Consider the following 21,251-nt stretch of genomic DNA (forward strand, 5'->3'; position numbering starts at 1 on the left):
CGGGAAGCGACCATGAAGTACATCAGCACCCGCGGCGACAAGACCGAGCGCCGCTTCTGCGAGATCCTGCTGGAAGGCCTGGCGCCGGACGGCGGCCTGTACCTGCCCGTGGCCTACCCGCAGGTGGACGGCGCCACGCTGGCCCGCTGGCGTGGTCTGGCCTATGCCGACCTGGCCTTCGAGATCCTCTCGCTCTACATCGACGACATCCCCGCCGCTGACCTGAAGGCGCTGGTCCGCAAGACCTACACCGCCGAGGTCTTCGGCAGCGAGGCCATCGTGCCGGTGCGCCGCCTGGGCGATTCGGGTCTGATGATCGAGGCGCTGTCCAACGGGCCGACCCTGGCCTTCAAGGACATGGCCATGCAGCTGCTGGGCAATCTGTTCGAGTACGAACTGGCCCGGCGCGGGGAGCAGCTCAACATCCTGGGGGCCACCTCGGGCGACACCGGCAGCGCGGCCGAATACGCCATGCGCGGCAAGCAGGGCGTGCGCGTCTTCATGCTCAGCCCGAACGGTCGCATGAGCCCCTTCCAGCAGGCCCAGATGTTCAGCCTGCAGGACGCCAACATCCACAACCTGGCGGTCGAAGGCGTGTTCGACGACGCGCAGGACATCGTCAAGGCTGTGTCCAACGATCTGGCCTTCAAGCGCCAGTACAAGATCGGCACCGTCAACTCGATCAACTGGGCCCGTCTGCTGGCCCAGGTCGTCTATTACTTCGCCGGTTACTTCCAGGCGACGAAGGGCAACAGCGAGCAGGTCAGCTTCTGCGTGCCCTCGGGCAACTTCGGCAACGTCTGCGCTGGCCATGTGGCCCGCCAGATGGGCCTGCCGGTCAAGCATCTGGTGGTGGCCACCAACGAGAACGACGTGCTCGACGAGTTCTTCCGCACCGGCACCTACCGGGTGCGCGGCAGTGCCGAGACGCACGAGACCTCCAGCCCGTCGATGGACATCTCCAAGGCCTCGAACTTCGAGCGCTTCGTCTACGACTTGGTGGGCCGCGACGGCGCCCGCACCAAGGCCCTGTTCGGCGAGGCCATCGCCCGTGACGGTGCCTTCACCGTCACGCCGGCGGAGTTCGCGGCCATCGATCGCTACGGCTTCCAGTCGGGCCGCAGCACCCATGCCGACCGCCTGGCCACCATCCGCAGCACCTTCGACCGCTTCGGCGACCTGATCGACACCCACACCGCCGATGGCGTGAAGGTGGCGGTCGAGCGCGTGGAAGCCGGCGTGCCGATGATCGTGCTGGAAACCGCGCTGCCCGCCAAGTTCGCCGAGACCATCGTCGAGGCCACCGGCCGCCAGCCGGGTCGTCCCGCCAAGCTCGAAGGCATCGAGGCGCTGCCCAAGCGCTTCACCGTGGTGCCGGCCAGCGTGGACGTGATCAAGGCCTTCGTGGCCGAGCACTGCCAGGACTGAGCGCGTCCACGGCATGCGGGTGATCGGTGTCTGCGGCAACTCCGGGGCCGGCAAGACGACGTTCCTGGAGGGCGTGATCGCCGGCCTGCGCGCGGTCGGCCAGACCGTCTCGGTCATCAAGCACGCCCACCACCGCTTCGACATCGACCATCCCGGCAAGGACAGCTGGCGTCACCGGCAGGCCGGTGCCGGCGAGGTGCTGATCGCCAACAGCCACCGTCTGGCGTTGATGCGCGAGTACCCCGAGCCCCGGGAGCTGGACCCGCATGCGCTGATCGCCGAGCTGAGCCCCTGCGACTGGGTGCTGGTGGAGGGCTTCAAGCACGGTGACCTGCCCAAGTTGGAGGTCTGGCGTGCCGCGCCGGACGGCCCGGGCCGGGTGCCGCTGTATCCGCAGGACCCGCGGGTGGTGGCCGTGGCCACCGATGCACCCAACCAGTTGCCCGAATCGCCGACCGTGCCGGTGCTCGACCTGAATGACCCCGCGGCCCTCGTGCAGCATCTCCTCGCCAGCGGCGAGCGCTACCTCTACCATCCGCCTCACCATGGCTGATCCCGTCGCATCCTCCCGCCCTCCGCTGCTGGCCCTTGAAGAGGTACTGGGGCAGCTGGCCGATCTGGCGGCCACCCACCCGCTAACCCTGACCGAGGAGGTGTCCACCTTCGACGGCCTGGGCCGGGTGCTGGCCGCGCCGGTGGTTGCGCGGGTGGACGTGCCGCCGCTGGACAACAGCGCGATGGACGGCTACGCCCTGCGCAGCGCCGACGTGGCCGCGCCGGGCAGCGTGCTGCCGGTCAGCCAACGCATTGCCGCGGGTCACCCCGGCGGTCCGCTGGCCGCGGGCACGGCGGCGCGCATCTTCACCGGCGCGCCGCTGCCGGCCGGCGCCGACACCGTGGTGATGCAGGAAGCCTGCGTGGCCATGCCCGGCGAGGCCGGTGGCCTGGGCCAGGACTTTGGCCTGGTGCGGGTGCAGGAAGCAGTGCCCGCTGGCCAGTGGGTGCGCCGCCAGGGCGAGGATGTGGCCTGCGGCGCCGAGGTGCTGTCCGCGGGCACCCGTTTGACGCCCCAGGCCCTGGGCCTGGCTGCGGCGGTAGGCGCGCCCACGCTGACGGTGCGCCGCCGGCCCCGGGTGGCCCTGCTGTGCAGTGGCGATGAGCTGGCCCTGCCGGGCGAGCCGCTCAAGCCGGGCGCCATCTACAACAGCAACCGCTTCATGCTGCGTGGCCTGCTGCAGCAGCTGGGCTGCGAACTGACCGACCTGGGCGCCGTGGCCGACCGGCGCGAGCTGGTGCAGGCCGCGCTGCGCGAGGCCGCGGCGGCCCACGACCTGATCGTCACCTCCGGCGGGGCTTCGGTGGGCGAGGAAGACCATCTGCGCCCCGCCGTGCAGGCCGAGGGCTGGTTGCACCACTGGCAGCTGTCCGCCAAGCCGGGCAAGCCGCTGGCCGTGGGCGCGGTGCGCCGCCCGGGTGGGGGTGAAACCCTGCTGATGGGCCTGCCGGGCAACCCGGTGTCCAGCTTCGTCACCTTCTGGCTGACCGTGGCGCCCCTGCTGGCCGCCTTGCAGGGCGGGCGTTGTGCCTTGCCGGCGCCGCTGCGGGTGACGGCCGGCTTCGACTGGCCCCGACCGGACCGCCGGCGCGAGTTCCTGCGCGTGCGGGTGGGGGCCGATGGCCGCCTGCAGCCGCACCCCAACCAGGGCTCCGCGATGCTGAGCTCGGCCGTCTGGGCCGATGGCCTGCTGGACAATCCCGCCGGTCAGGCCTTTGCCGCCGGGGACACCGTGAACTACTTTCCGCTGCCGGTGCTGGCCGCGGGCGCTTGATGACCGAGACACCGATGAAGATCCAGCTGCTGTTCTTTGCCTCGCTGCGCGAGACGCTGGGTGGGCCCCGGACCCTGGAACTGCCCGCGGGCGCCACGGTGGCCCAGGTGCGCGCGCTGCTGGCGGCCGAGGGCGAGGCTCCCGCCGAGGCGCTGGCGCCGGCCCGGCCGGTGCGGGCCGCCGTCAACCAGGTGCTGGCCTCGGGCGAGGCGGTGTTGGCCGATGGCGATGAACTCGCCTTCTTCCCGCCGGTGACCGGAGGCTGAACCCGTGTCCGTGACCCTTCCCGCCGTGCCGCCCCGCGTGCGCATCCAGACCGCCGACTTCGACCTCGGTCAGGAGGTGGCCTCCCTGCGCGCCGACGATGGCGGCGTCGGGGCCGTGGTGAGCTTCCTGGGCACGGTGCGCGACCGCCACGGCGCCCAGGCCGGCGAAGTCTCGGCCATGGAACTGGAACACTACCCCGGCATGACCGAGAAGGCCATCGAGGCCATGATCGACGCGGCACACGCCCGCTTCGACATCCGCGCGGCCCGGGTCATCCACCGCGTGGGGCCGCTCAAGCCCTGCGACCAGATCGTGCTGGTGGCGGTCAGTTCGGCCCACCGCGGCGAGGCCTTCCAGGCCTGCGAGTTTCTGATGGACTACCTCAAGACCCAGGCCCCGTTCTGGAAGAAGGAAACCACCGCCGAAGGCGCGCGTTGGGTGGACGCCCGGGTGGCGGACGACCAGGCCCTGGCCCGCTGGGGCATCGCCTCGGCCAATGCCGGCCTGGCCGCGGAAGGCGGCCGATGAGCCTGGACGTCAAGCAGTTGCGGGGCGCGCTGGGGCGCTTTGCCACCGGCATCACCGTGGTCACCTGCCGGGACGCCGCCGGCCAGCGGGTGGGGCTGACGGTCAACTCCTTCAACGCGCTGTCGCTGGATCCGGCGCTCATTCTCTGGTCGCTGCGCAATGCCAGCCCCAGCGTGGCAGCCTTCGAGCGGGCCAGCCATTTCGCGGTCAATGTGCTGGGCCAGGCGCAGATGCCGGTGTCCCAGTCCTTTGCCAGCTCCGTGCCGGACCGCTTTGCGGTGGGCGACTGGGCCGAGGGGGAGGGCGGTGTGCCGGTGCTGCGCGACGCCCTGGCCTGTTTCGAGTGCGCGCTGGACAGCGTGCAGCAGATGGGTGACCACCGCCTGTTCATCGGCCGGGTGCTGGCCGCGCGGCAGGCCGAGGGCGAGCCGCTGATCTACCACGCGGGTTGCTACCGCGCCCTGGGCGACGTGCTCTGAGGGGGCGGCGTTAGCGGCTTGAAGCCGCTTGATGTGAGTCAATGTTTTGGCGGGGCTGGCGGTTCAGTCTCTTGAAAACGCATGGGCAGCGCCCATGTGTCTACGCAATCGGAGGAAACATCCATGCGTCTTGACAAGCTCACCACCGCCTTTCAGCAAGCCCTGGCCGAGGCCCAGAGCCTGGCCGTGGCCCGCGACAACCCCTACATCGAACCCAGCCATGTGCTGGCGGCGATGCTGGCCCAGCCTGAGGGCCCCAAGGCCTTGCTGGACCGCGCCGGCGCCAACACCGCGGCCCTGAAGACCGCGATGGAGACCGCCATGGGCGGCCTGCCGCAGGTGCAGGGCGGCGGCCAGGTGCAGGCCGGGCGCGATCTGGTGCAACTGCTGCAGCAGGCCGACAAGGAGGCCATGCAGCGCGGCGACAGCTTCATTGCCAGCGAGATGTTTTTGCTGGCCCTGGCGGATGCCCGCAGCGACCTGGGTGGCGTGGTCCGTGGCCATGGCCTGACCCGCAAGGCCCTGGAAGCCGCCATCGACGCGGTGCGTGGCGGCCAGAAGGTCGATTCGGCCGAGGCCGAAGGCCAGCGCGAGGCGCTGAAGAAGTACACCCTGGACCTGACCGACCGTGCCCGCCAGGGCAAGCTCGACCCGGTGATCGGCCGTGACGACGAGATCCGCCGTGCCATCCAGGTGCTGCAGCGTCGCAGCAAGAACAACCCGGTGCTGATCGGCGAACCCGGCGTGGGCAAGACCGCCATCGTCGAGGGCCTGGCCCAGCGCATCGTCAACGGCGAGGTGCCCGACACCCTGCGCGACAAGAAGGTGCTGGTGCTGGACATGGCCGGCCTGCTGGCCGGGGCCAAGTACCGCGGCGAGTTCGAGGAACGGCTGAAGGCCGTGCTCAAGGAGGTGGCCCAGGAAGAGGGCCGTGTGATCCTGTTCATTGACGAACTGCACACCATGGTGGGCGCCGGCAAGGCCGAGGGCGCCATGGACGCGGGCAACATGCTCAAGCCGGCGCTGGCCCGCGGCGAGTTGCACTGCATCGGCGCCACCACGTTGGACGAATACCGCAAGTACGTCGAGAAGGACGCTGCGCTGGAGCGCCGTTTCCAGAAGGTGCTGGTGGGCGAGCCCAGCGTGGAGGCGACGATCGCCATCCTGCGTGGTCTGCAGGAGAAGTACGAGGTGCACCACGGCGTGGAGATCACAGACCCGGCCATCGTCGCCGCGGCCGAGCTGAGCCACCGCTATATCACCGACCGCTTCCTGCCGGACAAGGCCATCGACCTGATCGACGAGGCCGCGGCCAAGATCAAGATCGAGATCGACTCCAAGCCGGAGGCGATGGACAAGCTCGACCGCCGGCTGATCCAGCTGAAGATCGAGCGCGAGGCCGTCAAGAAGGAGACCGACGAGGCCTCCCAAAAGCGGCTGGGCCTGATCGAGGAAGAGATCGGCAAGCTCGAGCGCGAATACGCCGACCTCGAAGAGATCTGGAAGGCCGAGAAGGCCACCGCCCAGGGCAGCGCCCAGGTCAAGGAAGAGATCGACAAGATCAAGTTCCAGATCGAGGAGCTCAAGCGCAAGGGCGACTTCAACAAGGTGGCTGAACTGCAATACGGCAAGCTGCCGGAGCTGGACAAGCGCCTGAAGGAAGCCCAGGCCAAGGAAGCGGGCAAGAAGGGCGGCTCCGCGCCGCAGCTGCTGCGCACCATGGTCGGCGCCGAGGAGATCGCCGAGGTGGTCAGCCGCGCCACGGGCATCCCCGTCAGCAAGCTGATGCAGGGCGAGCGCGACAAGCTGCTGCAGATGGAGACCAAGCTGCACGAGCGCGTGGTGGGGCAGGACGAGGCCATCGTGGCCGTGTCCGATGCCATCCGCCGCAGCCGGGCCGGGCTGAGCGACCCGAACCGGCCGCTGGGCAGTTTCCTGTTCCTGGGCCCCACCGGTGTGGGCAAGACCGAGCTGTGCAAGGCACTCGCGGGCTTCCTGTTCGACAGCGAGGACCACATGATCCGCATCGACATGAGCGAGTTCATGGAGAAGCACTCCGTGAGCCGCCTGATCGGTGCGCCTCCGGGCTATGTGGGCTATGACGAGGGCGGCTACCTGACCGAGGCCGTGCGCCGCAAGCCCTACAGCGTGATCCTGCTCGACGAGGTGGAGAAGGCCCACCCGGACGTCTTCAACGTGCTGCTGCAGGTGCTGGACGATGGCCGCCTGACCGATGGCCAGGGCCGCACGGTGGACTTCAAGAACGCCGTGATCGTGATGACCAGCAACCTGGGCTCGCACCTGATCATGTCCATGGCCGGCCAGCCGGGCGAGGCGATCAAGGCCGCGGTGTGGGACGAGGTCAAGCAGCACTTCCGTCCGGAGTTCCTGAACCGGATCGACGAGACGGTGGTCTTCCACGCGCTGGACCAGGCCAACATCGAATCCATCGCCAGGATCCAGCTCAAGGCCCTGGAGGCGCGGCTGGCCAAGATGGACATGCAGCTGGAGGTGTCTCCGGCGGCCCTGGCCGAGATCGCCAAGGCCGGCTTCGACCCGGTGTTCGGGGCGCGTCCGCTCAAACGGGCCATCCAGCACCGCATCGAGAACCCGGTGGCCAAGCTGATCCTGCAAGGCAAGTTCGGTCCGAAGGACGTCATCCCGATCGATGTCGAGGGGGGCGAGTTCTCCTTCGGTCGCGTGGTGCACTGACGCGCCGCATGCCCTTCGGGGTGGCTCGGATGGCGTGCGTCCTTAGAATGGGCGCACGCCATTTTTCTGTCATGTGCGGCCGGCCCTCCGGTCGCCCTGTCCTTGATCATGTCTGAACCGTCGCTGTCCACGGGCGCTCCCGTGTCGTCCTCCTCTCGTTCCGGTGGGGACGATGCCTTGCCGGTGGTCATCATCGGGGCCGGTCTGGGCGGGTTGACCGTGGCCCTGAACCTGGCCGAACAAGGCCAGAAGGTGGTGGTGCTGGCCAAGCGCGACCTGGGCGAGGCGGCCACCGCCTGGGCCCAGGGCGGCATCGTCGGCGTACTGGGCTCGGACGACAGCGTCGAGAGCCATGTGCGTGACACCCAGGAGGCCGGTGCCGGCCTGGTGGACGAACACACTGCCCGCTACATCGCCCAGAACAGCGCCCAGGCCATCGAATGGCTGGTGGCGCAGGGCGTGCCTTTTTCGCCCGATCCGAGCGGCCCGCTGGGCCTGCACCTGACCCGCGAAGGTGGCCATGCGGTGCGACGCATCGCCCATGCGGCCGATGCCACCGGCAAGGCCATCCACGAGGCCCTGCTGGCCCGGGCCCGTGCCCACCCGAAGGTGGAGCTGCGGGCACGCTGGATGGCGGTGGACCTGATCACCAACCGCCACGTCAAGAAGTCCGACGGCAGCCCGCAGTGCCACGGCGTCTATGCGCTGGACATCGACAGCGGCAAGGTGGAGACCCTGCCGGCCCGTGCCGTGGTGCTGGCCACCGGCGGCGTGGGCAAGGTCTACCGCTACACCAGCAACCCCGAGACTTCGACGGGTGACGGCATCGCCATGGCCTGGCGGGCCGGCTGCCGGGTGGCCAACATGGAGTTCATTCAGTTCCACCCGACCTGCCTGTACCACCCGCAGGAGCGTAGCTTCCTGATCACCGAGGCGCTGCGCGGCGAGGGCGGCCTGCTGCGCCTGCCCGGGGTCAAGCTGGAAGGCGACACGGATGACTCGCCGTGGGGTAGCCGCTTCATGCCTGCCCACGACGCCCGCGGCGAGCTGGCGCCGCGCGACATCGTGGCCCGCGCCATCGACTTCGAGATGAAGAAGCACGGCCTGGACCATGTGTGGCTGGACGCCACCCACCTGGGCGAGGCCTTCCTGAAGGAGCACTTCCCGACTATCCACGCCCGCTGCCTGGAGCTGGGCATCGACATCGCGCGCCAGCCCATTCCGGTGGTGCCGGCGGCCCACTACACCTGCGGTGGTGTGGTGACCGACCTGGCCGGCCGCAGCGACCTGCCGGGCCTGTATGCGGTGGGCGAAGCCACCTACACCGGCCTGCACGGCGCCAACCGCCTGGCCAGCAACTCGCTGCTGGAATGCGTGGTGCTGGGCCACAGCTGCGTGGACGCCATCCTGCAGGCGCCGCTGCCGCAGCCGCCCAAGCTGCCGGCCTGGGACGAGAGCCTGGTGGAGAACGCCGACGAGCAGGTGGTGATCGCCCACAACTGGGACGAGCTGCGCCTCTTGATGTGGAACTACGTGGGCATCGTGCGCACCACGCGCCGGCTGGAGCGGGCGCTGCACCGCATCAAGCTGCTCAAGGACGAGATCGACGACTACTACGCCAACTTTCGGGTCAACCGTGACCTGCTGGAGCTGCGCAACCTGGTGGTCTGCGCGGAACTGATCGTGCGCTCGGCCCTGATGCGCCACGAGAGCCGCGGCCTGCACTACAGCCGCGACTTCCCGCACACGCTGCCGGTCAGCTTCCCGACCGTGCTGACGCGCAAGGCCAAAAGCCGCTAGGCCAAGGGCCGCTAGGTTCCGCCTGGATCAGCGGCGCGCACGCATCGCGTTGCGGGCCTGGACGAAGCCGATCGCGAACTCCACGGCTTCCTCCACCGAGCGTTCGGACTCGGTGCGCTCCCGTTCGGTCTGGAAGAAGGCCAGGTCCACCTCGTGCCGGATGTAGCGGGGTGGCAGGCGGTTCAGCGCCACGCAGGCGATGTCGGCCAGCGCGTCCTCGTTGTCCAGCAGGTGCGGGAAGTCCTGCGCCTGACGCATCACCGTCGCGAAGACGGCCTTTTCGTACCAGTTGTGGATCGAGCTGATGTCCATGACCGGAGTCTGCCCGCATCCGGCCCGGCGCAGGCGTGAAAAAGGCCCGCCAAGGCGGGCCTTCATCGCTGGGGACGGCGCTTGGATGTTCAGCCCAGCCGGTCCAGCACCCGCATCGAGTAGTCGGTGGCCACCACGTCCTTGGTGAGCTTGCCGATGGAGATGCGGTCCACGCCGGTGGTGGCGATGGCACGCAGGCCGTCCAGCGTGACGCCGCCGGAGGCTTCCAGCAGGGCCCGGCCGGCGGTCAGGGCCACGGCCTCGCGCATCATGTCCAGGCTGAAGTTGTCCAGCAGCACGCTGGTGGCGCCATGGTCCAGCGCCTCCTGCAACTGGGCCAGGCTCTCCACCTCGATCTGGATCTCCACCCCGGCGTTCAGCTCGGCGGCGGCCTGCAGCACCTGCGGGATGCCGCCGGCTGCGGCGATGTGGTTTTCCTTGATCAGGATGCCGTGCCACAGCGCCAGGCGCTGGTTCTGGCCGCCGCCCACCCGCACCGCGTACTTCTGCGCCTGGCGCAGGCCGGGCAGGGTCTTGCGGGTGTCCAGCACCGCGCAGCCGCGGGGGTTGGGCGAGGCGCCTTCGATGGCATCCACATGCCGGCGGGTGATGCTGGCGGTGCCCGAGAGCAGTTGCAGGAAGTTCAGCGCCGGCCGCTCGGCCGAGAGCAGGGCGCGGGCGTCGGCCTGGATCTCGCACACCGGGGTGTTGGCGGCCATGCGCTGGCCTTCGGCGTAATGCCACTGCACCGTGGCGGCCGTGTCCAGGGCGTGCAGGCAGGCCTCGAACCAGTCGCGGCCGCAGAGCACGGCGTCCTCGCGCACGGTGACGCGGGCAGCCACCCGGCGGCCAGCCGGCACCAGCAGGCCCGTCCAGTCGGCGCGGCCGATGTCTTCGAACAGCGCGTCACGCACATTGCGCGCGCGCGCCTCGTCCAGGGTTTCGTCGTGGTCGTACATCGGGACAGCAGATTCAGGCGGCACCGATGCCGCGGACCATGCCCTGCACCTTGGGTGCCAGGGCCGAGGGGTGGGCGGCGACGAAGTCCAGCATGCGGGTGATGCAGTGCACCGCCTTCTCGCCGGTGGCCGCGTCGACATGGATCTCGCCCACGCCACGCTCCAGGCAGTCCACCACGCCCTGCAAACCGTTCATGGCCATCCAGGGGCAGTGTGCGCAGCTCTTGCAGGTGGCGCTGTTGCCGGCGGTGGGGGCCTCGATCAGCACCTTGCCCGGCGCCAGCTGGCGCATGCGGTGCATGATCAGGTTGTCGGTGGCGACGATGTATTCCTTGGCGCTGCCGTGGATCACGGCGTTGAGCATCTGCGAGGTGGAGCCCACCACATCGGCCAGTTGCACCACGCTGCGGGGCGACTCGGGGTGCACCAGCACCATGGCCTCGGGGTGCTGGGCCTTGAGCAGCTCCAGCTCCACGCCCTTGAACTCGTCGTGCACGATGCAGGCGCCGTTCCACAGCAGCATGTCGGCGCCGGTCTCTTCCTGGATGTAGCGGCCCAGGTGGCGGTCCGGGGCCCAGAGGATCTTCTGGCCCTGTTCCTTCAGGTGCCGCACGATGGCCAGCGCGCAGGAGCTGGTCACCATCCAGTCGGCGCGGGCCTTCACCGCGGCGCTGGTGTTGGCATAGACGACGACCTGGCGGTCCGGGTGGGCGTCGCAGAAGGCGGCGAAGTCGTCGGGCGGGCAGCCCAGGTCCAGCGAGCAGGTGGCGTCCAGGTCGGGCATCAGCACCGTCTTGCCGGGCGAGAGGATCTTGGCCGATTCGCCCATGAAGCGCACGCCGGCCACCACCAGGGTCTGGGCGGCGTGGTCGCGGCCGAAGCGGGCCATCTCCAGCGAGTCGGCCACGCAGCCGCCGGTTTCCAGGGCCAGATCCTGCAGGTCGCCGTCCACGTAGTAGTGGGCCACCAGCACCGCGTTGCGGGCCTTCAGCAGGGCGGCGGCGCGCTGCTTGAGGTCGTCCCGCTGTGCGGGCGTCAGCGGGGCAGGCACCTTGGCCCAGGCGTGGGCGGTGCAGCTGGCGCCGCTGGCGTCCTGGCGGGTGTAGTCGAACTGAACTTCGCTCATGGCGGGATTTTAGGTTCCTTGAACAGAGGTGCTGGCCCGTGGGGCCGCTCGGGGCGTTCAGGCGCTGGCCAGGAACTGCCCGGGTGAGACGCCCACCGCCCGCTTGACCATGGCGCCAAAGGCGCTGGGGCTGCGGTAGCCCAGCTCGGTGGCGATCAGGTGCACGGGGCGGCCGCGGGCGGCCAGGGTCAGGGCCTGGGCCAGCAGCAGCTGCTGGCGCCATTGGCCGAAGGTGGTGCCGAGGTGCTCCCGAAACAAGCGGGCCAGGGTGCGCGGGCTGGCGGCCACCTCGGCGGCCCAGCCCTCCAGGTCGGCATGGCGTCCCGGCTGGGCCAGCATCTGCTCGCACAGGCGCCGCAGCCGCCGCTCGCCCGGCAGGGCCAGGCCCAGCAGCACGGGGCGGGCCCTCAGCAGCTCGTCGCGCACCAGCAGGGCCAGGGCCTGTTCGCGGGCCAGCGCCTCGGCCGTCAGCGTGGCTTGCTCGGACAGCCCAGCCAGGGCCTGCACCAGCTCGCGCAACAAGGGGCTGACGGCCATGACCCGGCCTTCGGGCCAGTCCGGCTGCCGAGTCGCCTGCGGCGCAGCCAGGTAGACGGTGCGCAGCTCCACCCGCTCCACCGCGGTGACGCTGTGGGTGCGCCCCGGCGGGATCCAGACGGCCTGGGCCGGAGGCACGAGGTAGCTGGTGCCGCTGCCATCGGGGCGCAGGGTGCTGACTCGCAGCGTGCCTTCCAGCGAGAACACCAGCTGCGCCCAGGCGTGGTGGTGAGGCTGGATGTCGGCCTGGCGGGCCAGCGGCCGGGCCTTGGCCCGCACCGGCCGGTCGGCGCTGGGGGCGAAGCGGCCCGGGTCCAGCGGGGGCAGGCTGCTGCGGCGCGCGGGCTCTGGGCGGCTGGACATGGGGGTGAGGTGGGTGGAGTGGCTGGAATTCGACAGAAGTTGGCCAAGTATCGCCACTTTGCCGGAAGTACGCTGCCACCATGGCGGGCATGAGCACAGCGACCCTGACCCCCGACACCGCGCCAGGCAGCCCCGGCGCCTCGAAGGACGTCCGCATCATCGGCCTGATCGGCCTGGCCCACGGCACTTCGCACTTCTTCCATCTGCTCTTGCCGCCGCTGTTCCCGGCCTTCATCCGGGAGTTCGGCTTCAGCTATTCGGAGCTGGGCCTGTTGGTGACCACCTTCTTCGTGGTCTCGGGCATCGGCCAGGCGCTGTCGGGCTTTCTGGTGGACCGGGTGGGGGCTCGTCCGGTGCTGTGGGCCGCGCTGGCCAGCTTTGTCGCGGCCTCTCTGGCGGCGGCCAACGCCCATGGCATGGCGGGCCTGGCCCTGGCTGCGGCGCTGGCCGGCCTGGGCAATGCGCCGTTTCATCCGGTGGACTTCACCATCCTGAACAAGCGGGTGTCGGCGCGCAACCTGGGGCACGCCTTCTCGGTCCACGGCATCACCGGCAACCTGGGCTGGGCCGCGGCGCCGGTGTTCAGCATCGGCCTGGCCAGTGCCTTCGGCAACTGGCGGGCGGCCTACTGGGGCACGGCCGTGGTCACCCTGGCCGTGCTGGCGCTGGTGATCTGGCAGCGGGACCTGCTGGACGACCGGCAGGGCAGTTGGACGCCGAAGAAGGGCGCGGCCCCGGCACCGGCCGAGCACCCGATGGCCTTCCTGCGTCTGCCCTCGGTGTGGCTGTGCTTCTCGTTCTTCTTCTTCACCACGGCCGCGCTGGCGGCGGTGCAGAGCTTTGCCAGCCCGGCGCTGACGGCGCTCTACGGCCTGCCATTGGCGCGTACGGCCTTCGTGGTGACCGGCTACATGCTGTGCGGTGCGGCGGGCATGGTGGTGGGCGGCTTTCTGCTGACCCGCACCGAGCGCCTGGAGCGCAACATCGCGCTGGCCATGGTGCTGGCCGCGGCCTTGCTGGCCTTGGCTGGCAGCGGCTGGCTGCCTCCGCTGGCGGCGGCGGCCGTCACCGCGGTGGCCGGTTTCGGCACGGGGCTGGCCGGTCCGTCACGCGACATGCTGATCAAGCAGGCCGCGCCGCCGGGGGCGACCGGCCGTGTCTACGGCACCGTGTACTCGGGTCTGGACCTGGGCTTTGCCACGGCCGCTCCGATGTTCGGCATGCTGATGGACCACCACTGGCCGGCGGCCGTGTTCTTCGGCGCCGCGCTGATGCTGCTGGCCGGCGTGCTGGCCGCCAGCAGCGTGGGGGCAGGGGTGGCGCGCCGGCGGGAGCAGGCGGCCTGACGGCGGGAATGGTGCGGCGCGAGCGCTCAGCGCCGCCCGGACACCAGCAGCACCACGCCCAGCAGCACCACGCCCACGGCCGACCACTCGAAGCCGCTGACCTGCTCGCCCCCGATGGCCACGCCCAGCAGCATGGCGATCACCGGGTTGACGAAGGTGTAGCTGGAGGCCAGGCCCGACGGGGCGCGGGCCAGCAGCACCATGTAGGCGTTGAAGGCGATCAGCGAGCCGAAGACCACCAGGTAGGCCCAGGCGGCCACCGCCACCGGCTGCGGGGGCCACTGGGGCGCTTCGCCCGAGACCCAGGACAGGCCCAGCAGCACGGCCCCGCCGCACAGCATCTCGCTGGCAAAGCCCGTGGCACCGGGGGCCAGCGGCAGGCGGAACTGGCTCAGAACGCTGCCGATGGACCAGGTGACGCAGGCCACGGTGATGGCCACGAGGCCGCGGGTGGACGCCTGGAAGCCCGCGCCCTGGGTCAGCATCAGCACGCCGATCAGGCCCACGCCGATGCCGACCAGTTCCATGCGCCCCGGCTTGAGGCCGAAGGTCAGGTTGGCCAGGGCGATCATCATCGGCACCACGGCGATGAAGGCGACGATGAGGCCGGAGCCGACGGTTTCCTCGGCCACCGCCGTGCCGCCCATGCCGCCGCCCAGCATCAGGGCGCCCACCACCAGCGCATGCAGCCACTCGCGGCGGGTGGGCCAGGGCTGGCCACGCCAGCGGGTCCAGGCCATCAGCAGGGCGCCCGCCGCCAGGAAGCGGCTGCCCATCTGGAAGAAGGGCGGAAAGCTGATCAGCGCGAACTTGATCACCAGGTAGGTGGAGCCCCAGACCAGCCAGGTGGCGGCCAGGCAGGCCAGGATGAGCGGGCCCAGGCGGCTGTCGCGGGACGGGGTGAGAGAGGCCGTGGTCATGCTGGCATGTTAGGTGGGGGCAGGGCGGCCGGCGATGGGAATCTGAAGGTCATCAGTCCCCGTGGCCTGTAAATCCATGGTCTTGTGCGTGCTAGGCTTTGAGCCATGAGCACTTCCCTGGCGCTGGACAATTACGACACCCGCATCCTGGCCGAGCTGCAGGCCGATGCCCGGCTGAGCATGGCGGAGCTGGGCCGGCGGGTCCACCTGTCCCAACCGGCGGTGACCGAACGGGTGCGCAAGCTGGAGGCGGCCGGTGTCATCTCCGGCTACCGGGCCACGGTGGACCTGCGGGCCCTGGGCTATGGCATCCGCGCCGTCATCCGCGTGGGGCGGGCCGAGTACGCCCGGATCGTGAAGCTGATCCAGCAGACGCCGGAGGTGGTCAACGCCTACAACGTGACCGGCGAGGACAGCTGGGTGCTGGAGATCGCGGTCATCGACGTGGCCCATCTGGATGCGGTGGTCACCCGCTTCTGCCTGCTGGCCGAGACCAGCACCAGCATCATCCTGAACGCGGCGCGCGAGCACCAGGCCATGCTGCCGGCCCGCGCCGAGGATGTGAAACCGCCGATCCGCAAGATTCACAATGCCTGATCTGCTTTTGGAAACCAGGAGACGAATGACATGAGTACCTCGGTCACGGACTTTTCCACCTGCGACCTGTGCGACGCCCACAAGGGCGACAGCGATGGCGGCTTCCGCGTGCTGCCGCCGCTGTTCCGCGATTTTGGCGGGCTGACCCGCTTTGCCGGCCCGGTGAGCACCGTGCAGTGCCTGGACGACAACTCCCGGGTGCGCGAGGCCGTCAACTCGCCCGGCCAGGGTCGGGTGCTGGTGGTGGATGGTGCGGGCTCGCTGCGCCGCTCGCTGGTGGGCGGCAACCTGGGCAAGGCGGCGCAGGACAACGGCTGGGCCGGCGTGCTGGTCTATGGTGCGGTGCGGGACGCGGCCGAGCTGCGCGCCTGCCAGGTGGGCATCCGCGCCATGGCCCTGATGCCGCTGCCCACCGACCGGCGCGACCAGGGCCTGCGCGATGTGCCGGTGCAGATCGAAGGTGTCTGGGTGCGGCCGGGTGACTGGCTCTATGCGGACGAGGACGGCATCGTCGTGATGACGCAGCCGGCCTGAACGCCCCGGAACACAGGCGACTTGCGGCTACAATGGCCGGCTTCGTCGGGGTGTAGCGCAGTCTGGTAGCGCATCTGCTTTGGGAGCAGAGGGTCGGAGGTTCGAATCCTCTCGCCCCGACCAATTGAATCAACGGCTTGGCGCCTCTGGCGGCCAGGCCGTTTGTCTTTGGGGTAAGGCCGGGGCTGCAACCGGATCGGGCAGGTCGCCTGATCTGGCTGCAGAGCTGCTGCGCTCAATTCTTCTTGATCCGGCTGATCTTGGTGCCCTCGATGCTGAGGCTGACCATCAGTCCCTGCTGGTCGGTGATGAAGGCGTAGGCGTCGTCCTTCAGGGTGGACGTGGACAGGTTCTTTGCCCGGCCCGCATCCACCACCACCACGGACGGTCCGACACCGATCTCCCAGCCCTTGGAGTCATCCAGGTACTTGAGCGCCTTGTTGCTGGTCAGGAAGACGACGTAGGCATAGGACTCGGCGCCGGCCTGCCAGCCCCACGAGCCAGAGACGGAGTTGAAGTACCCGTCGATCTGGTTTCCCTTCATCAGAACGCCCTCGCCATAGCTGCCGCCGAACACCAGCCCGGCCTTGATGATCTTGGGAAAGATCAGGATGCCCTTGGCCTTCTTGGAGATGGCCTCGGCCACCGGGTTCGCCTTGTACAGGGCTTGCAATGTCTCGGCCGAGTCCCTCTCGAGTTCCGCGGTCGTTGCCGCACTCGCCGGCAGGCTGAAAGCTCCTGTGACGATGAGCGCAGCGGAGAGCAGCACGGCCCTGCGAAGGGGATGAGAAACGGAGGTGGTCATGTTGATGTCCTGGTTCAATCTCAATCGTCGAAAGCAGGCTGCCGCGGCGGCGTGGCCGATCGCGTCAGCGCAGCCATGTCCGCAGGGCCCAAGAAGAGGTCCCCCAAAGGATCTCCCGGAAAACATAGTCTTCGCGTGCCCCAATCTCTGTGCGTCATCGCACAGAGCGTGCGCGAGAGGGCGGGCAGCCCAGGCGACGCCCTCAGATGCGCCCCAGCAGCATCAGGATGATGAGCACGATCACCACCACCCCCAGGGCGCCGCTGGGCCCGTAACCCCAGCTTCTGCTGTGCGGCCAGGTCGGTACGACACCGACCAACATGAGGATCAACACGATCAACAAGAGAAGTCCCAGGCTCATCATCGTCTCCCAAGGTCCGTCACGGATGCCATGCAGGGCAAACCCGACGGAGTCTGCGCGGATAGGATGCTGCTCGACTGTCTGCCAGCGCACACAAGGCCGTGCAAACCAGCCGACTTGCACCTGTGACACAGGCTGTCGCACAGTCTTTGCCGTCCCGTGTCACCAGACATCGCCAAGCGCGGGAACAGTGGTTAAGCTGAGCCCCGACCGATCGTCGTCCTGATGGCTGAGCAGTGCGGCGTGGCCAGCCAGGAGCCTCACCGGCCGAGGCTCGAAGGCGCCGTCATGGCGAACGCGGCCGGGTCCATTCAGGACGAGGAAAGGATCTACCTATGCGCCTCATCTTCCTCGAACACAGCAGGACGGCCTACTGGGTCGACATGCTGTTGTACTGCTTGGTCATCGTTGCGCTCGGCGGCTTCGTGAGCTTGTCCGGGTCGGCCATGCGGCACTCGCAGAGCCTGGCCTGGATTGGCCTGGGCCTGTGCGCCTGGACGCTCCTCGAGTACGTCCTGCACCGCTTCGTGCTCCATGGCATGCCTCCATTTCGGGGATGGCATGCGCTGCACCATGCTCGGCCCACTGCGCTGATTTGCACGCCCACCTTTGTGAGCGGCGCTCTCTTCGCGGGGCTGGTATTCGCACCCGCGTGGGCACTGGGCGGCCTGGAAGCGGCTTGCCCCCTGACACTGGGGGTTCTGATGGGCTACCAGCTCTATTCCTTCACCCATCACGCCATCCACCACTGGCGCTCGGACAATGCCTGGCTGCTCAGGCGCAAGCGCCAGCATTCGCTTCACCACGGTGAGCAGCCAGGCTTCTACGGAGTCACGAGCGCGCTGTGGGACCACGTTTTCAGGACGGCTCGCCCGATCCGAACGCAGAAGCCTTCCTGGCCAGCTCAATCAGTGAGCCCACCGCCATCTTGAGCGAGATGGACGCATGGCAGGCCTCCAGCATCTTGACCGATGGCGCCAGCTCGAAGGCGATTGGGGGACGGCGTCTTCAGTCTCCCAGGGGGGCTGCAACGGCTTGGCCCGCTCAACCAGGCCGCTGTCACCAGGGTGCGCGTTGCATCTGCTCCAGCTCGGCGCGCAGTTGGGCAAGGCGTGCTTGATCAGCGTCGTTGAGAGCCTGGTACTTCGAGGCTACGGCCTGCATCTCGGTGCTGAGGCTTTGCTCCCAGGTCGCGCCAGCCAGATTGTTCTTGGCCTGGGCTTTGCGGCTCTGGATGGCGGTCATCTCATCCTGCATCCGGCGGTTTCTGCCATCGATGGCGGCCTCCACATCGGAGATGCGCTGCTGCTGCTCCTTCAGCTTGCGTTCGTGTTCCATCTTGCGCACCCACTGCATTTCAGCGGCCACGCCGGTGACCGACGCCGCGGGTGCAGGGGCCGCGGCAGGGCTCGCGCCCGCTGCGGGCCTGAGCTCCAGCCTCTGACCCGTGGTGGCGCCAGGGCAGGGCATCTGCTGGAAGCTCACCTTGCCATCGGCTCCGACACACTTGTACTGGGCCCATCCTGAGCCGCTCAGCAGGGCCAGCGCCGCACAGGTCGCGATCTTGTAACGCCACATGATCATCCTCGGATCTGAATTTGCTGAATCATGACAATTTCGGCCTGGGCGGTCCACCATCGGGCCGGTCTGCACGTTGGGCATCAGAACGCTGGGGGTTGCCATGGACCTGACTTTGGAGGCCGCGATTGCGGCACACCGCTTTGGCCTGGGTGAGCCGGATTGGACCCTGGTCGGCCCGGACCCTCGGCGCTGGCTTTTGGGGCAGTTGGGTCCGGCAGATCCGGCCTGGGGCGATGGACTGCTGGACTCCGAGGGAACACTGGAAGTCCTGAAGCAACGGGGCCAGCGACTGTCCCAACTCAAGAGGATGCGCGGGCAGGCTGACGACGAGGCCGCTGCGCAGGACCTGCGCACCGAGGCCAAGGCCTTTCGCGAGCAGCAACGCCTGCTGGTGGAGGCCAACCTGCGTTCCAGCCTGGGCACGGCCACTCGCTCTGCACGCCCCTGGAATGAGCGGCTGGTGATGTTCTGGGCCAATCACTTCACCGTCTCGGAGGCATCCGGCAAATTGCATGGCCTGGCCGGGGCCTTCGAGCGCGAGGCCATCCGGCCGCACCTGGCCGGCCGTTTCAAGGACATGCTGCGGGCCACCACCCTGCACCCGGCCATGCTGCGCTTTCTGGACAACCAGCGCTCGGTGGGGCCGCAGTCGTTGGCCGCAGAGCGCCGCCCCCAGGTCCGGCTCGGGCTCAACGAGAACCTGGCCCGCGAGGTGCTTGAGTTGCACACGCTGGGTGCCGAGGTCAGCCGGGACCCAAGCCGTCCCGGTGGCTACACGCAGGCCGATGTCACGGCCTTTGCCCAGGTGCTGACGGGCTGGACCAGCGTGGATGACCCGCAGAGCCAGAGCCCGACCCGCTTTGAGCCCCGTCGGCACCAGCCCGGGCCCAAGACGGTGCTGGGGCGCGTTTACCCGCAGGGGCCGCAGGCCCTGGATCAGGTGCTGGAGGATCTGGCCTTGCATCCGGCCACGGCCCAGCATCTGGCCCAGAAGCTGGCTCGCCATGTGGTGGCCGACGAGCCGCCGCCTTCCCTGGTGGAGCGGCTGCGGCGGGCCTACCTGGACAGCGGGGGTGATCTGCGGGCTCTTCACGGTGCGCTGGTCCAGGCGCCCGAAGCCTGGGCGCTTCCCCAGCGCAAGCTCAAGACGCCTCAGGAGCATGCGCTGTCCTGTGCCCGATTGCTGGGGGCGGACGTGCGCTGGCTCAAGCCCTCCGCCGACGGCGGCATCGGGCTGACGGGACAGTTGCTGATGCGGGCGCCCTCTCCAGCAGGCTGGCCCGATCGGGCAGAGGATTGGCTGGCACCCGACGGGGTGTGGAAGCGCATCGAATGGACTCAGCGCTTTGCTGACCGTTTCGGCGACGGCCGGGACGCACGGGTGCTGGCGACCCGGTCCCTGGGACCTTTGCTGTCGGAGAACACCCGGCAGCAGATCGATCGCGCGGCGGACGGCACGCAGGCCCTGGTGCTGCTGATGATGTCGCCGGAATTCCAGCGCCGCTGATGGGTGGCGCGCCTTGCCGCAACAGGAGTGACCATGACAAGAATGGCTGAAGTGAACCGGCGGCAGTGGCTGGGCGCCATGGCTGCAGCGGCGGCGACCGCCACCACGCGGCTCAGTTGGGCCGGCAGTGCCGGCCAACAGCAGGGCCGCGTCGTCTTCATCATCCTGCGGGGCGGGCTCGATGGCCTCTTCGCCGTGCCGGCCACGGGCGATCCCGCCTTTGCCCCGGCACGCGACCACTTCACCGAGCAGGCCGGTGCGGCCTTGCCGCTGGATGCCACCTTTGGCCTGCACCCGGCACTGGCGCAGATGCACGCCCTGTACCGAGGCGGCGAGCTGCTGGTGGTGCACGCCACGGGCCTGGCCTATCACCAGCGCTCGCACTTCGATGCCCAGCAGGTGCTGGAATCCGGCGGTGAGCAACCTGGCCAGCTGCATGACGGCTGGCTGGGCCGGGCGCTGGCAGCCACCCGCCGCAGCGGCCTGGCCATGACCACGGCTGTGCCCCTGGTGTTGCGTGGCTGGTCAGGGGTGGACACCTGGGCCCCATCGCGCCTGCCGTCCCCGACAGATGACCTTCTGGCACGACTGCAGCACCTCTATGCCGAGGATGCCGCCCTGGGGCATGCGCTGGGCCGCGCCAGAGGGCTGCAGACGGAGGTGACGGCCGCCGCTTCGTCGTCGGGGGATGGGGCCATGGGCATGGCACCAGGGAAGGGCCCCGCGGGAGACTTTGTCTCGCTGTGCCAGGCCGCCGGTGCACTGATGGCGCGACCCGAAGGACCGCAGGTGGTGGTGCTGGATGTCTCCGGCTGGGACAGCCACGCCGACCAGGCCGCCCCCAACGGCCTGCTCACCCGGCGCCTGGGCGAGTTGGACCAGGGGGTGGCCGCGTTGCGTTCGGCCCTGATGGCGCCGGGCGCCGGGGACGCGTGGCAGCGCAGCGCCGTGGTGGTGGCCACCGAGTTTGGCCGCACCGTGGACATCAACGGCACACGGGGCACCGACCATGGCACCGGTGGCGCCGCCTGGGTGCTGGGTGGACGGGTGCAGGGCGGCCGGGTGCTGGCCGACTGGCCCGGGCTGGCGCCGGCCCAGCGCTTTGAAGGCCGTGACCTGCACATCACGCTGGACATTCGGGCGGTGCTCAAAGGCGTGCTGGGCCCGCAGCTGGGGTTGGGCGACCGCCTGCTGGCCGAACAGGTCTTCCCAGGAAGCGCGGCCCTCAAGCCAGCCCCACTGTGGCGGGCCTGAGCGCCC

22 protein-coding genes and 1 tRNA gene are annotated in these 21,251 nt (G+C 69.3%); 15 read left to right on the forward strand and 8 right to left on the reverse strand.

The annotated features are described in order from the left end of the window. Positions 1–12 precede the first annotated feature (12 nt). The 8 genes from thrC (at position 13) to nadB (ending at position 9,043) form a co-directional block, all read left to right on the forward strand. Positions 13–1,428 (forward strand): threonine synthase, encoded by a 1,416-nt coding sequence (gene thrC / locus M0L44_RS14375; protein ID WP_252770477.1) that lies wholly within the window; start codon positions 13–15, stop codon positions 1,426–1,428. A 13-nt stretch (positions 1,429–1,441) separates the two neighbouring features. Next, a complete protein-coding gene (gene mobB / locus M0L44_RS14380) occupies positions 1,442–1,981 on the forward strand; it encodes a molybdopterin-guanine dinucleotide biosynthesis protein B (protein WP_252770478.1) in 540 nt (179 codons plus the stop codon). After that, a complete protein-coding gene (locus M0L44_RS14385; RefSeq protein WP_252770479.1) occupies positions 1,974–3,257 on the forward strand; it encodes a molybdopterin molybdotransferase MoeA in 1,284 nt (427 codons plus the stop codon). Before mobB ends, M0L44_RS14385 begins: the two co-directional genes overlap by 8 nt. 14 nt (positions 3,258–3,271) lie before the next feature. Continuing rightward, entirely contained in the window at positions 3,272–3,523 is a 252-nt protein-coding gene (moaD, locus tag M0L44_RS14390) for a molybdopterin converting factor subunit 1 (protein WP_252770481.1), read from the forward strand. A 4-nt stretch (positions 3,524–3,527) separates the two neighbouring features. Then, the gene (locus M0L44_RS14395; RefSeq protein ID WP_252770482.1) at positions 3,528–4,052 is read left to right on the forward strand and encodes a molybdenum cofactor biosynthesis protein MoaE; all 525 of its coding nucleotides are present in this window, start codon (positions 3,528–3,530) and stop codon (positions 4,050–4,052) included. Then, positions 4,049–4,531 (forward strand): flavin reductase family protein, encoded by a 483-nt coding sequence (locus tag M0L44_RS14400; RefSeq protein WP_252770484.1) that lies wholly within the window; start codon positions 4,049–4,051, stop codon positions 4,529–4,531. Before M0L44_RS14395 ends, M0L44_RS14400 begins: the two co-directional genes overlap by 4 nt. Positions 4,532–4,654: 123 nt before the next feature. After that, positions 4,655–7,243, forward strand: coding sequence for an ATP-dependent chaperone ClpB (gene clpB / locus M0L44_RS14405; RefSeq protein WP_252770485.1), 2,589 nt, complete (start codon positions 4,655–4,657; stop codon positions 7,241–7,243). Positions 7,244–7,351: 108 nt separating this feature from the next. Further along, complete coding sequence (nadB, locus tag M0L44_RS14410) at positions 7,352–9,043, forward strand: L-aspartate oxidase (protein WP_252770487.1); 1,692 nt, start codon at positions 7,352–7,354, stop codon at positions 9,041–9,043. Positions 9,044–9,070: 27 nt separating this feature from the next. On the opposite strand, the gene M0L44_RS14415 is transcribed toward nadB, so the two are convergent. The 4 genes from M0L44_RS14415 to M0L44_RS14430 form a co-directional block, all read right to left on the reverse strand. Next, complete coding sequence (locus M0L44_RS14415) at positions 9,071–9,355, reverse strand: late competence development ComFB family protein (protein ID WP_022978890.1); 285 nt, start codon at positions 9,353–9,355, stop codon at positions 9,071–9,073. Positions 9,356–9,444: 89 nt separating this feature from the next. Beyond that, positions 9,445–10,314, reverse strand: a complete 870-nt coding sequence (nadC, locus tag M0L44_RS14420) for a carboxylating nicotinate-nucleotide diphosphorylase (RefSeq protein WP_252770489.1) — start codon at positions 10,312–10,314, stop codon at positions 9,445–9,447. Between the two features lie 13 nt (positions 10,315–10,327). Then, positions 10,328–11,440 (reverse strand): quinolinate synthase NadA, encoded by a 1,113-nt coding sequence (nadA, locus tag M0L44_RS14425; protein WP_252770491.1) that lies wholly within the window; start codon positions 11,438–11,440, stop codon positions 10,328–10,330. Positions 11,441–11,497: 57 nt separating this feature from the next. Further along, positions 11,498–12,340: a helix-turn-helix domain-containing protein gene (locus M0L44_RS14430; protein WP_252770493.1), complete on the reverse strand. Its 843-nt coding sequence runs from the start codon at positions 12,338–12,340 to the stop codon at positions 11,498–11,500. Positions 12,341–12,429: 89 nt separating this feature from the next. On the opposite strand from M0L44_RS14430, the gene M0L44_RS14435 reads away from it, so the two are divergent. Continuing rightward, a complete protein-coding gene (locus M0L44_RS14435) occupies positions 12,430–13,686 on the forward strand; it encodes an MFS transporter (protein ID WP_252770495.1) in 1,257 nt (418 codons plus the stop codon). 26 nt (positions 13,687–13,712) lie between these two features. Here M0L44_RS14435 and M0L44_RS14440 read toward each other — a convergent pair whose 3' ends face one another. Beyond that, positions 13,713–14,606, reverse strand: a complete 894-nt coding sequence (locus M0L44_RS14440; protein WP_252770497.1) for an EamA family transporter — start codon at positions 14,604–14,606, stop codon at positions 13,713–13,715. A 105-nt stretch (positions 14,607–14,711) separates the two neighbouring features. Here M0L44_RS14440 and M0L44_RS14445 point away from each other — a divergent pair, with 105 nt between their 5' ends. The 3 genes from M0L44_RS14445 (at position 14,712) to M0L44_RS14455 (ending at position 15,860) form a co-directional block, all read left to right on the forward strand. Continuing rightward, positions 14,712–15,203, forward strand: a complete 492-nt coding sequence (locus tag M0L44_RS14445) for an Lrp/AsnC family transcriptional regulator (RefSeq protein WP_252770498.1) — start codon at positions 14,712–14,714, stop codon at positions 15,201–15,203. A gap of 30 nt (positions 15,204–15,233) precedes the next feature. After that, complete coding sequence (rraA, locus tag M0L44_RS14450; RefSeq protein WP_252770500.1) at positions 15,234–15,737, forward strand: ribonuclease E activity regulator RraA; 504 nt, start codon at positions 15,234–15,236, stop codon at positions 15,735–15,737. Between the two features lie 46 nt (positions 15,738–15,783). Continuing rightward, positions 15,784–15,860: transfer RNA gene (locus tag M0L44_RS14455), tRNA-Pro, on the forward strand. 112 nt (positions 15,861–15,972) lie between these two features. On the opposite strand, the gene M0L44_RS14460 is transcribed toward M0L44_RS14455, so the two are convergent. Continuing rightward, positions 15,973–16,542, reverse strand: coding sequence for a lipid-binding SYLF domain-containing protein (locus M0L44_RS14460; protein WP_252770502.1), 570 nt, complete (start codon positions 16,540–16,542; stop codon positions 15,973–15,975). Between the two features lie 202 nt (positions 16,543–16,744). Next, entirely contained in the window at positions 16,745–16,903 is a 159-nt protein-coding gene (locus M0L44_RS14465; RefSeq protein WP_252770504.1) for a DUF3309 domain-containing protein, read from the reverse strand. 335 nt (positions 16,904–17,238) lie between these two features. Here M0L44_RS14465 and M0L44_RS14470 point away from each other — a divergent pair, with 335 nt between their 5' ends. After that, positions 17,239–17,835, forward strand: a complete 597-nt coding sequence (locus M0L44_RS14470) for a sterol desaturase family protein (RefSeq protein ID WP_252770510.1) — start codon at positions 17,239–17,241, stop codon at positions 17,833–17,835. 127 nt (positions 17,836–17,962) lie between these two features. Here M0L44_RS14470 and M0L44_RS14475 read toward each other — a convergent pair whose 3' ends face one another. Continuing rightward, positions 17,963–18,586 (reverse strand): DUF4124 domain-containing protein, encoded by a 624-nt coding sequence (locus M0L44_RS14475; protein ID WP_252770511.1) that lies wholly within the window; start codon positions 18,584–18,586, stop codon positions 17,963–17,965. On the opposite strand from M0L44_RS14475, the gene M0L44_RS14480 reads away from it, so the two are divergent. Together M0L44_RS14480 and M0L44_RS14485 are read left to right on the forward strand one after the other, a co-directional pair. Then, positions 18,585–19,991: a DUF1800 domain-containing protein gene (locus tag M0L44_RS14480; RefSeq protein ID WP_252770513.1), complete on the forward strand. Its 1,407-nt coding sequence runs from the start codon at positions 18,585–18,587 to the stop codon at positions 19,989–19,991. The two genes, M0L44_RS14475 and M0L44_RS14480, sit on opposite strands and share 2 nt — an antisense overlap. A 33-nt stretch (positions 19,992–20,024) precedes the next feature. Beyond that, the gene (locus M0L44_RS14485) at positions 20,025–21,245 is read left to right on the forward strand and encodes a DUF1501 domain-containing protein (RefSeq protein ID WP_252770514.1); all 1,221 of its coding nucleotides are present in this window, start codon (positions 20,025–20,027) and stop codon (positions 21,243–21,245) included. Positions 21,246–21,251: the final 6 nt, after the last annotated feature.

It is taken from the genome of Ideonella oryzae (assembly GCF_024055665.1).
GTDB lineage: Bacteria > Pseudomonadota > Gammaproteobacteria > Burkholderiales > Burkholderiaceae_C > Ideonella > Ideonella oryzae.

What these genes read in the sequence shown, in the direction of transcription:
- M0L44_RS14470 (WP_252770510.1), top strand. Translation starts at nt 17,239, where the DNA reads ATGCGCCTCATCTTCCTCGAACACAGCAGGACGGCCTACTGGGTCGAC.
- M0L44_RS14385 (WP_252770479.1), top strand. Translation starts at nt 1,974, where the DNA reads ATGGCTGATCCCGTCGCATCCTCCCGCCCTCCGCTGCTGGCCCTTGAA.
- M0L44_RS14415 (WP_022978890.1), bottom strand. Translation starts at nt 9,355, where the DNA reads ATGGACATCAGCTCGATCCACAACTGGTACGAAAAGGCCGTCTTCGCG.
- mobB (WP_252770478.1), top strand. Translation starts at nt 1,442, where the DNA reads ATGCGGGTGATCGGTGTCTGCGGCAACTCCGGGGCCGGCAAGACGACG.
- M0L44_RS14465 (WP_252770504.1), bottom strand. Translation starts at nt 16,903, where the DNA reads ATGAGCCTGGGACTTCTCTTGTTGATCGTGTTGATCCTCATGTTGGTC.
- M0L44_RS14440 (WP_252770497.1), bottom strand. Translation starts at nt 14,606, where the DNA reads ATGACCACGGCCTCTCTCACCCCGTCCCGCGACAGCCGCCTGGGCCCG.
- thrC (WP_252770477.1), top strand. Translation starts at nt 13, where the DNA reads ATGAAGTACATCAGCACCCGCGGCGACAAGACCGAGCGCCGCTTCTGC.
- M0L44_RS14435 (WP_252770495.1), top strand. Translation starts at nt 12,430, where the DNA reads ATGAGCACAGCGACCCTGACCCCCGACACCGCGCCAGGCAGCCCCGGC.
- nadA (WP_252770491.1), bottom strand. Translation starts at nt 11,440, where the DNA reads ATGAGCGAAGTTCAGTTCGACTACACCCGCCAGGACGCCAGCGGCGCC.
- clpB (WP_252770485.1), top strand. Translation starts at nt 4,655, where the DNA reads ATGCGTCTTGACAAGCTCACCACCGCCTTTCAGCAAGCCCTGGCCGAG.
- M0L44_RS14445 (WP_252770498.1), top strand. Translation starts at nt 14,712, where the DNA reads ATGAGCACTTCCCTGGCGCTGGACAATTACGACACCCGCATCCTGGCC.
- M0L44_RS14485 (WP_252770514.1), top strand. Translation starts at nt 20,025, where the DNA reads ATGACAAGAATGGCTGAAGTGAACCGGCGGCAGTGGCTGGGCGCCATG.
- M0L44_RS14475 (WP_252770511.1), bottom strand. Translation starts at nt 18,586, where the DNA reads ATGGCAACCCCCAGCGTTCTGATGCCCAACGTGCAGACCGGCCCGATG.
- M0L44_RS14460 (WP_252770502.1), bottom strand. Translation starts at nt 16,542, where the DNA reads ATGACCACCTCCGTTTCTCATCCCCTTCGCAGGGCCGTGCTGCTCTCC.
- M0L44_RS14430 (WP_252770493.1), bottom strand. Translation starts at nt 12,340, where the DNA reads ATGTCCAGCCGCCCAGAGCCCGCGCGCCGCAGCAGCCTGCCCCCGCTG.
- nadC (WP_252770489.1), bottom strand. Translation starts at nt 10,314, where the DNA reads ATGTACGACCACGACGAAACCCTGGACGAGGCGCGCGCGCGCAATGTG.
- nadB (WP_252770487.1), top strand. Translation starts at nt 7,352, where the DNA reads ATGTCTGAACCGTCGCTGTCCACGGGCGCTCCCGTGTCGTCCTCCTCT.
- rraA (WP_252770500.1), top strand. Translation starts at nt 15,234, where the DNA reads ATGAGTACCTCGGTCACGGACTTTTCCACCTGCGACCTGTGCGACGCC.
- M0L44_RS14480 (WP_252770513.1), top strand. Translation starts at nt 18,585, where the DNA reads ATGGACCTGACTTTGGAGGCCGCGATTGCGGCACACCGCTTTGGCCTG.
- M0L44_RS14400 (WP_252770484.1), top strand. Translation starts at nt 4,049, where the DNA reads ATGAGCCTGGACGTCAAGCAGTTGCGGGGCGCGCTGGGGCGCTTTGCC.
- moaD (WP_252770481.1), top strand. Translation starts at nt 3,272, where the DNA reads ATGAAGATCCAGCTGCTGTTCTTTGCCTCGCTGCGCGAGACGCTGGGT.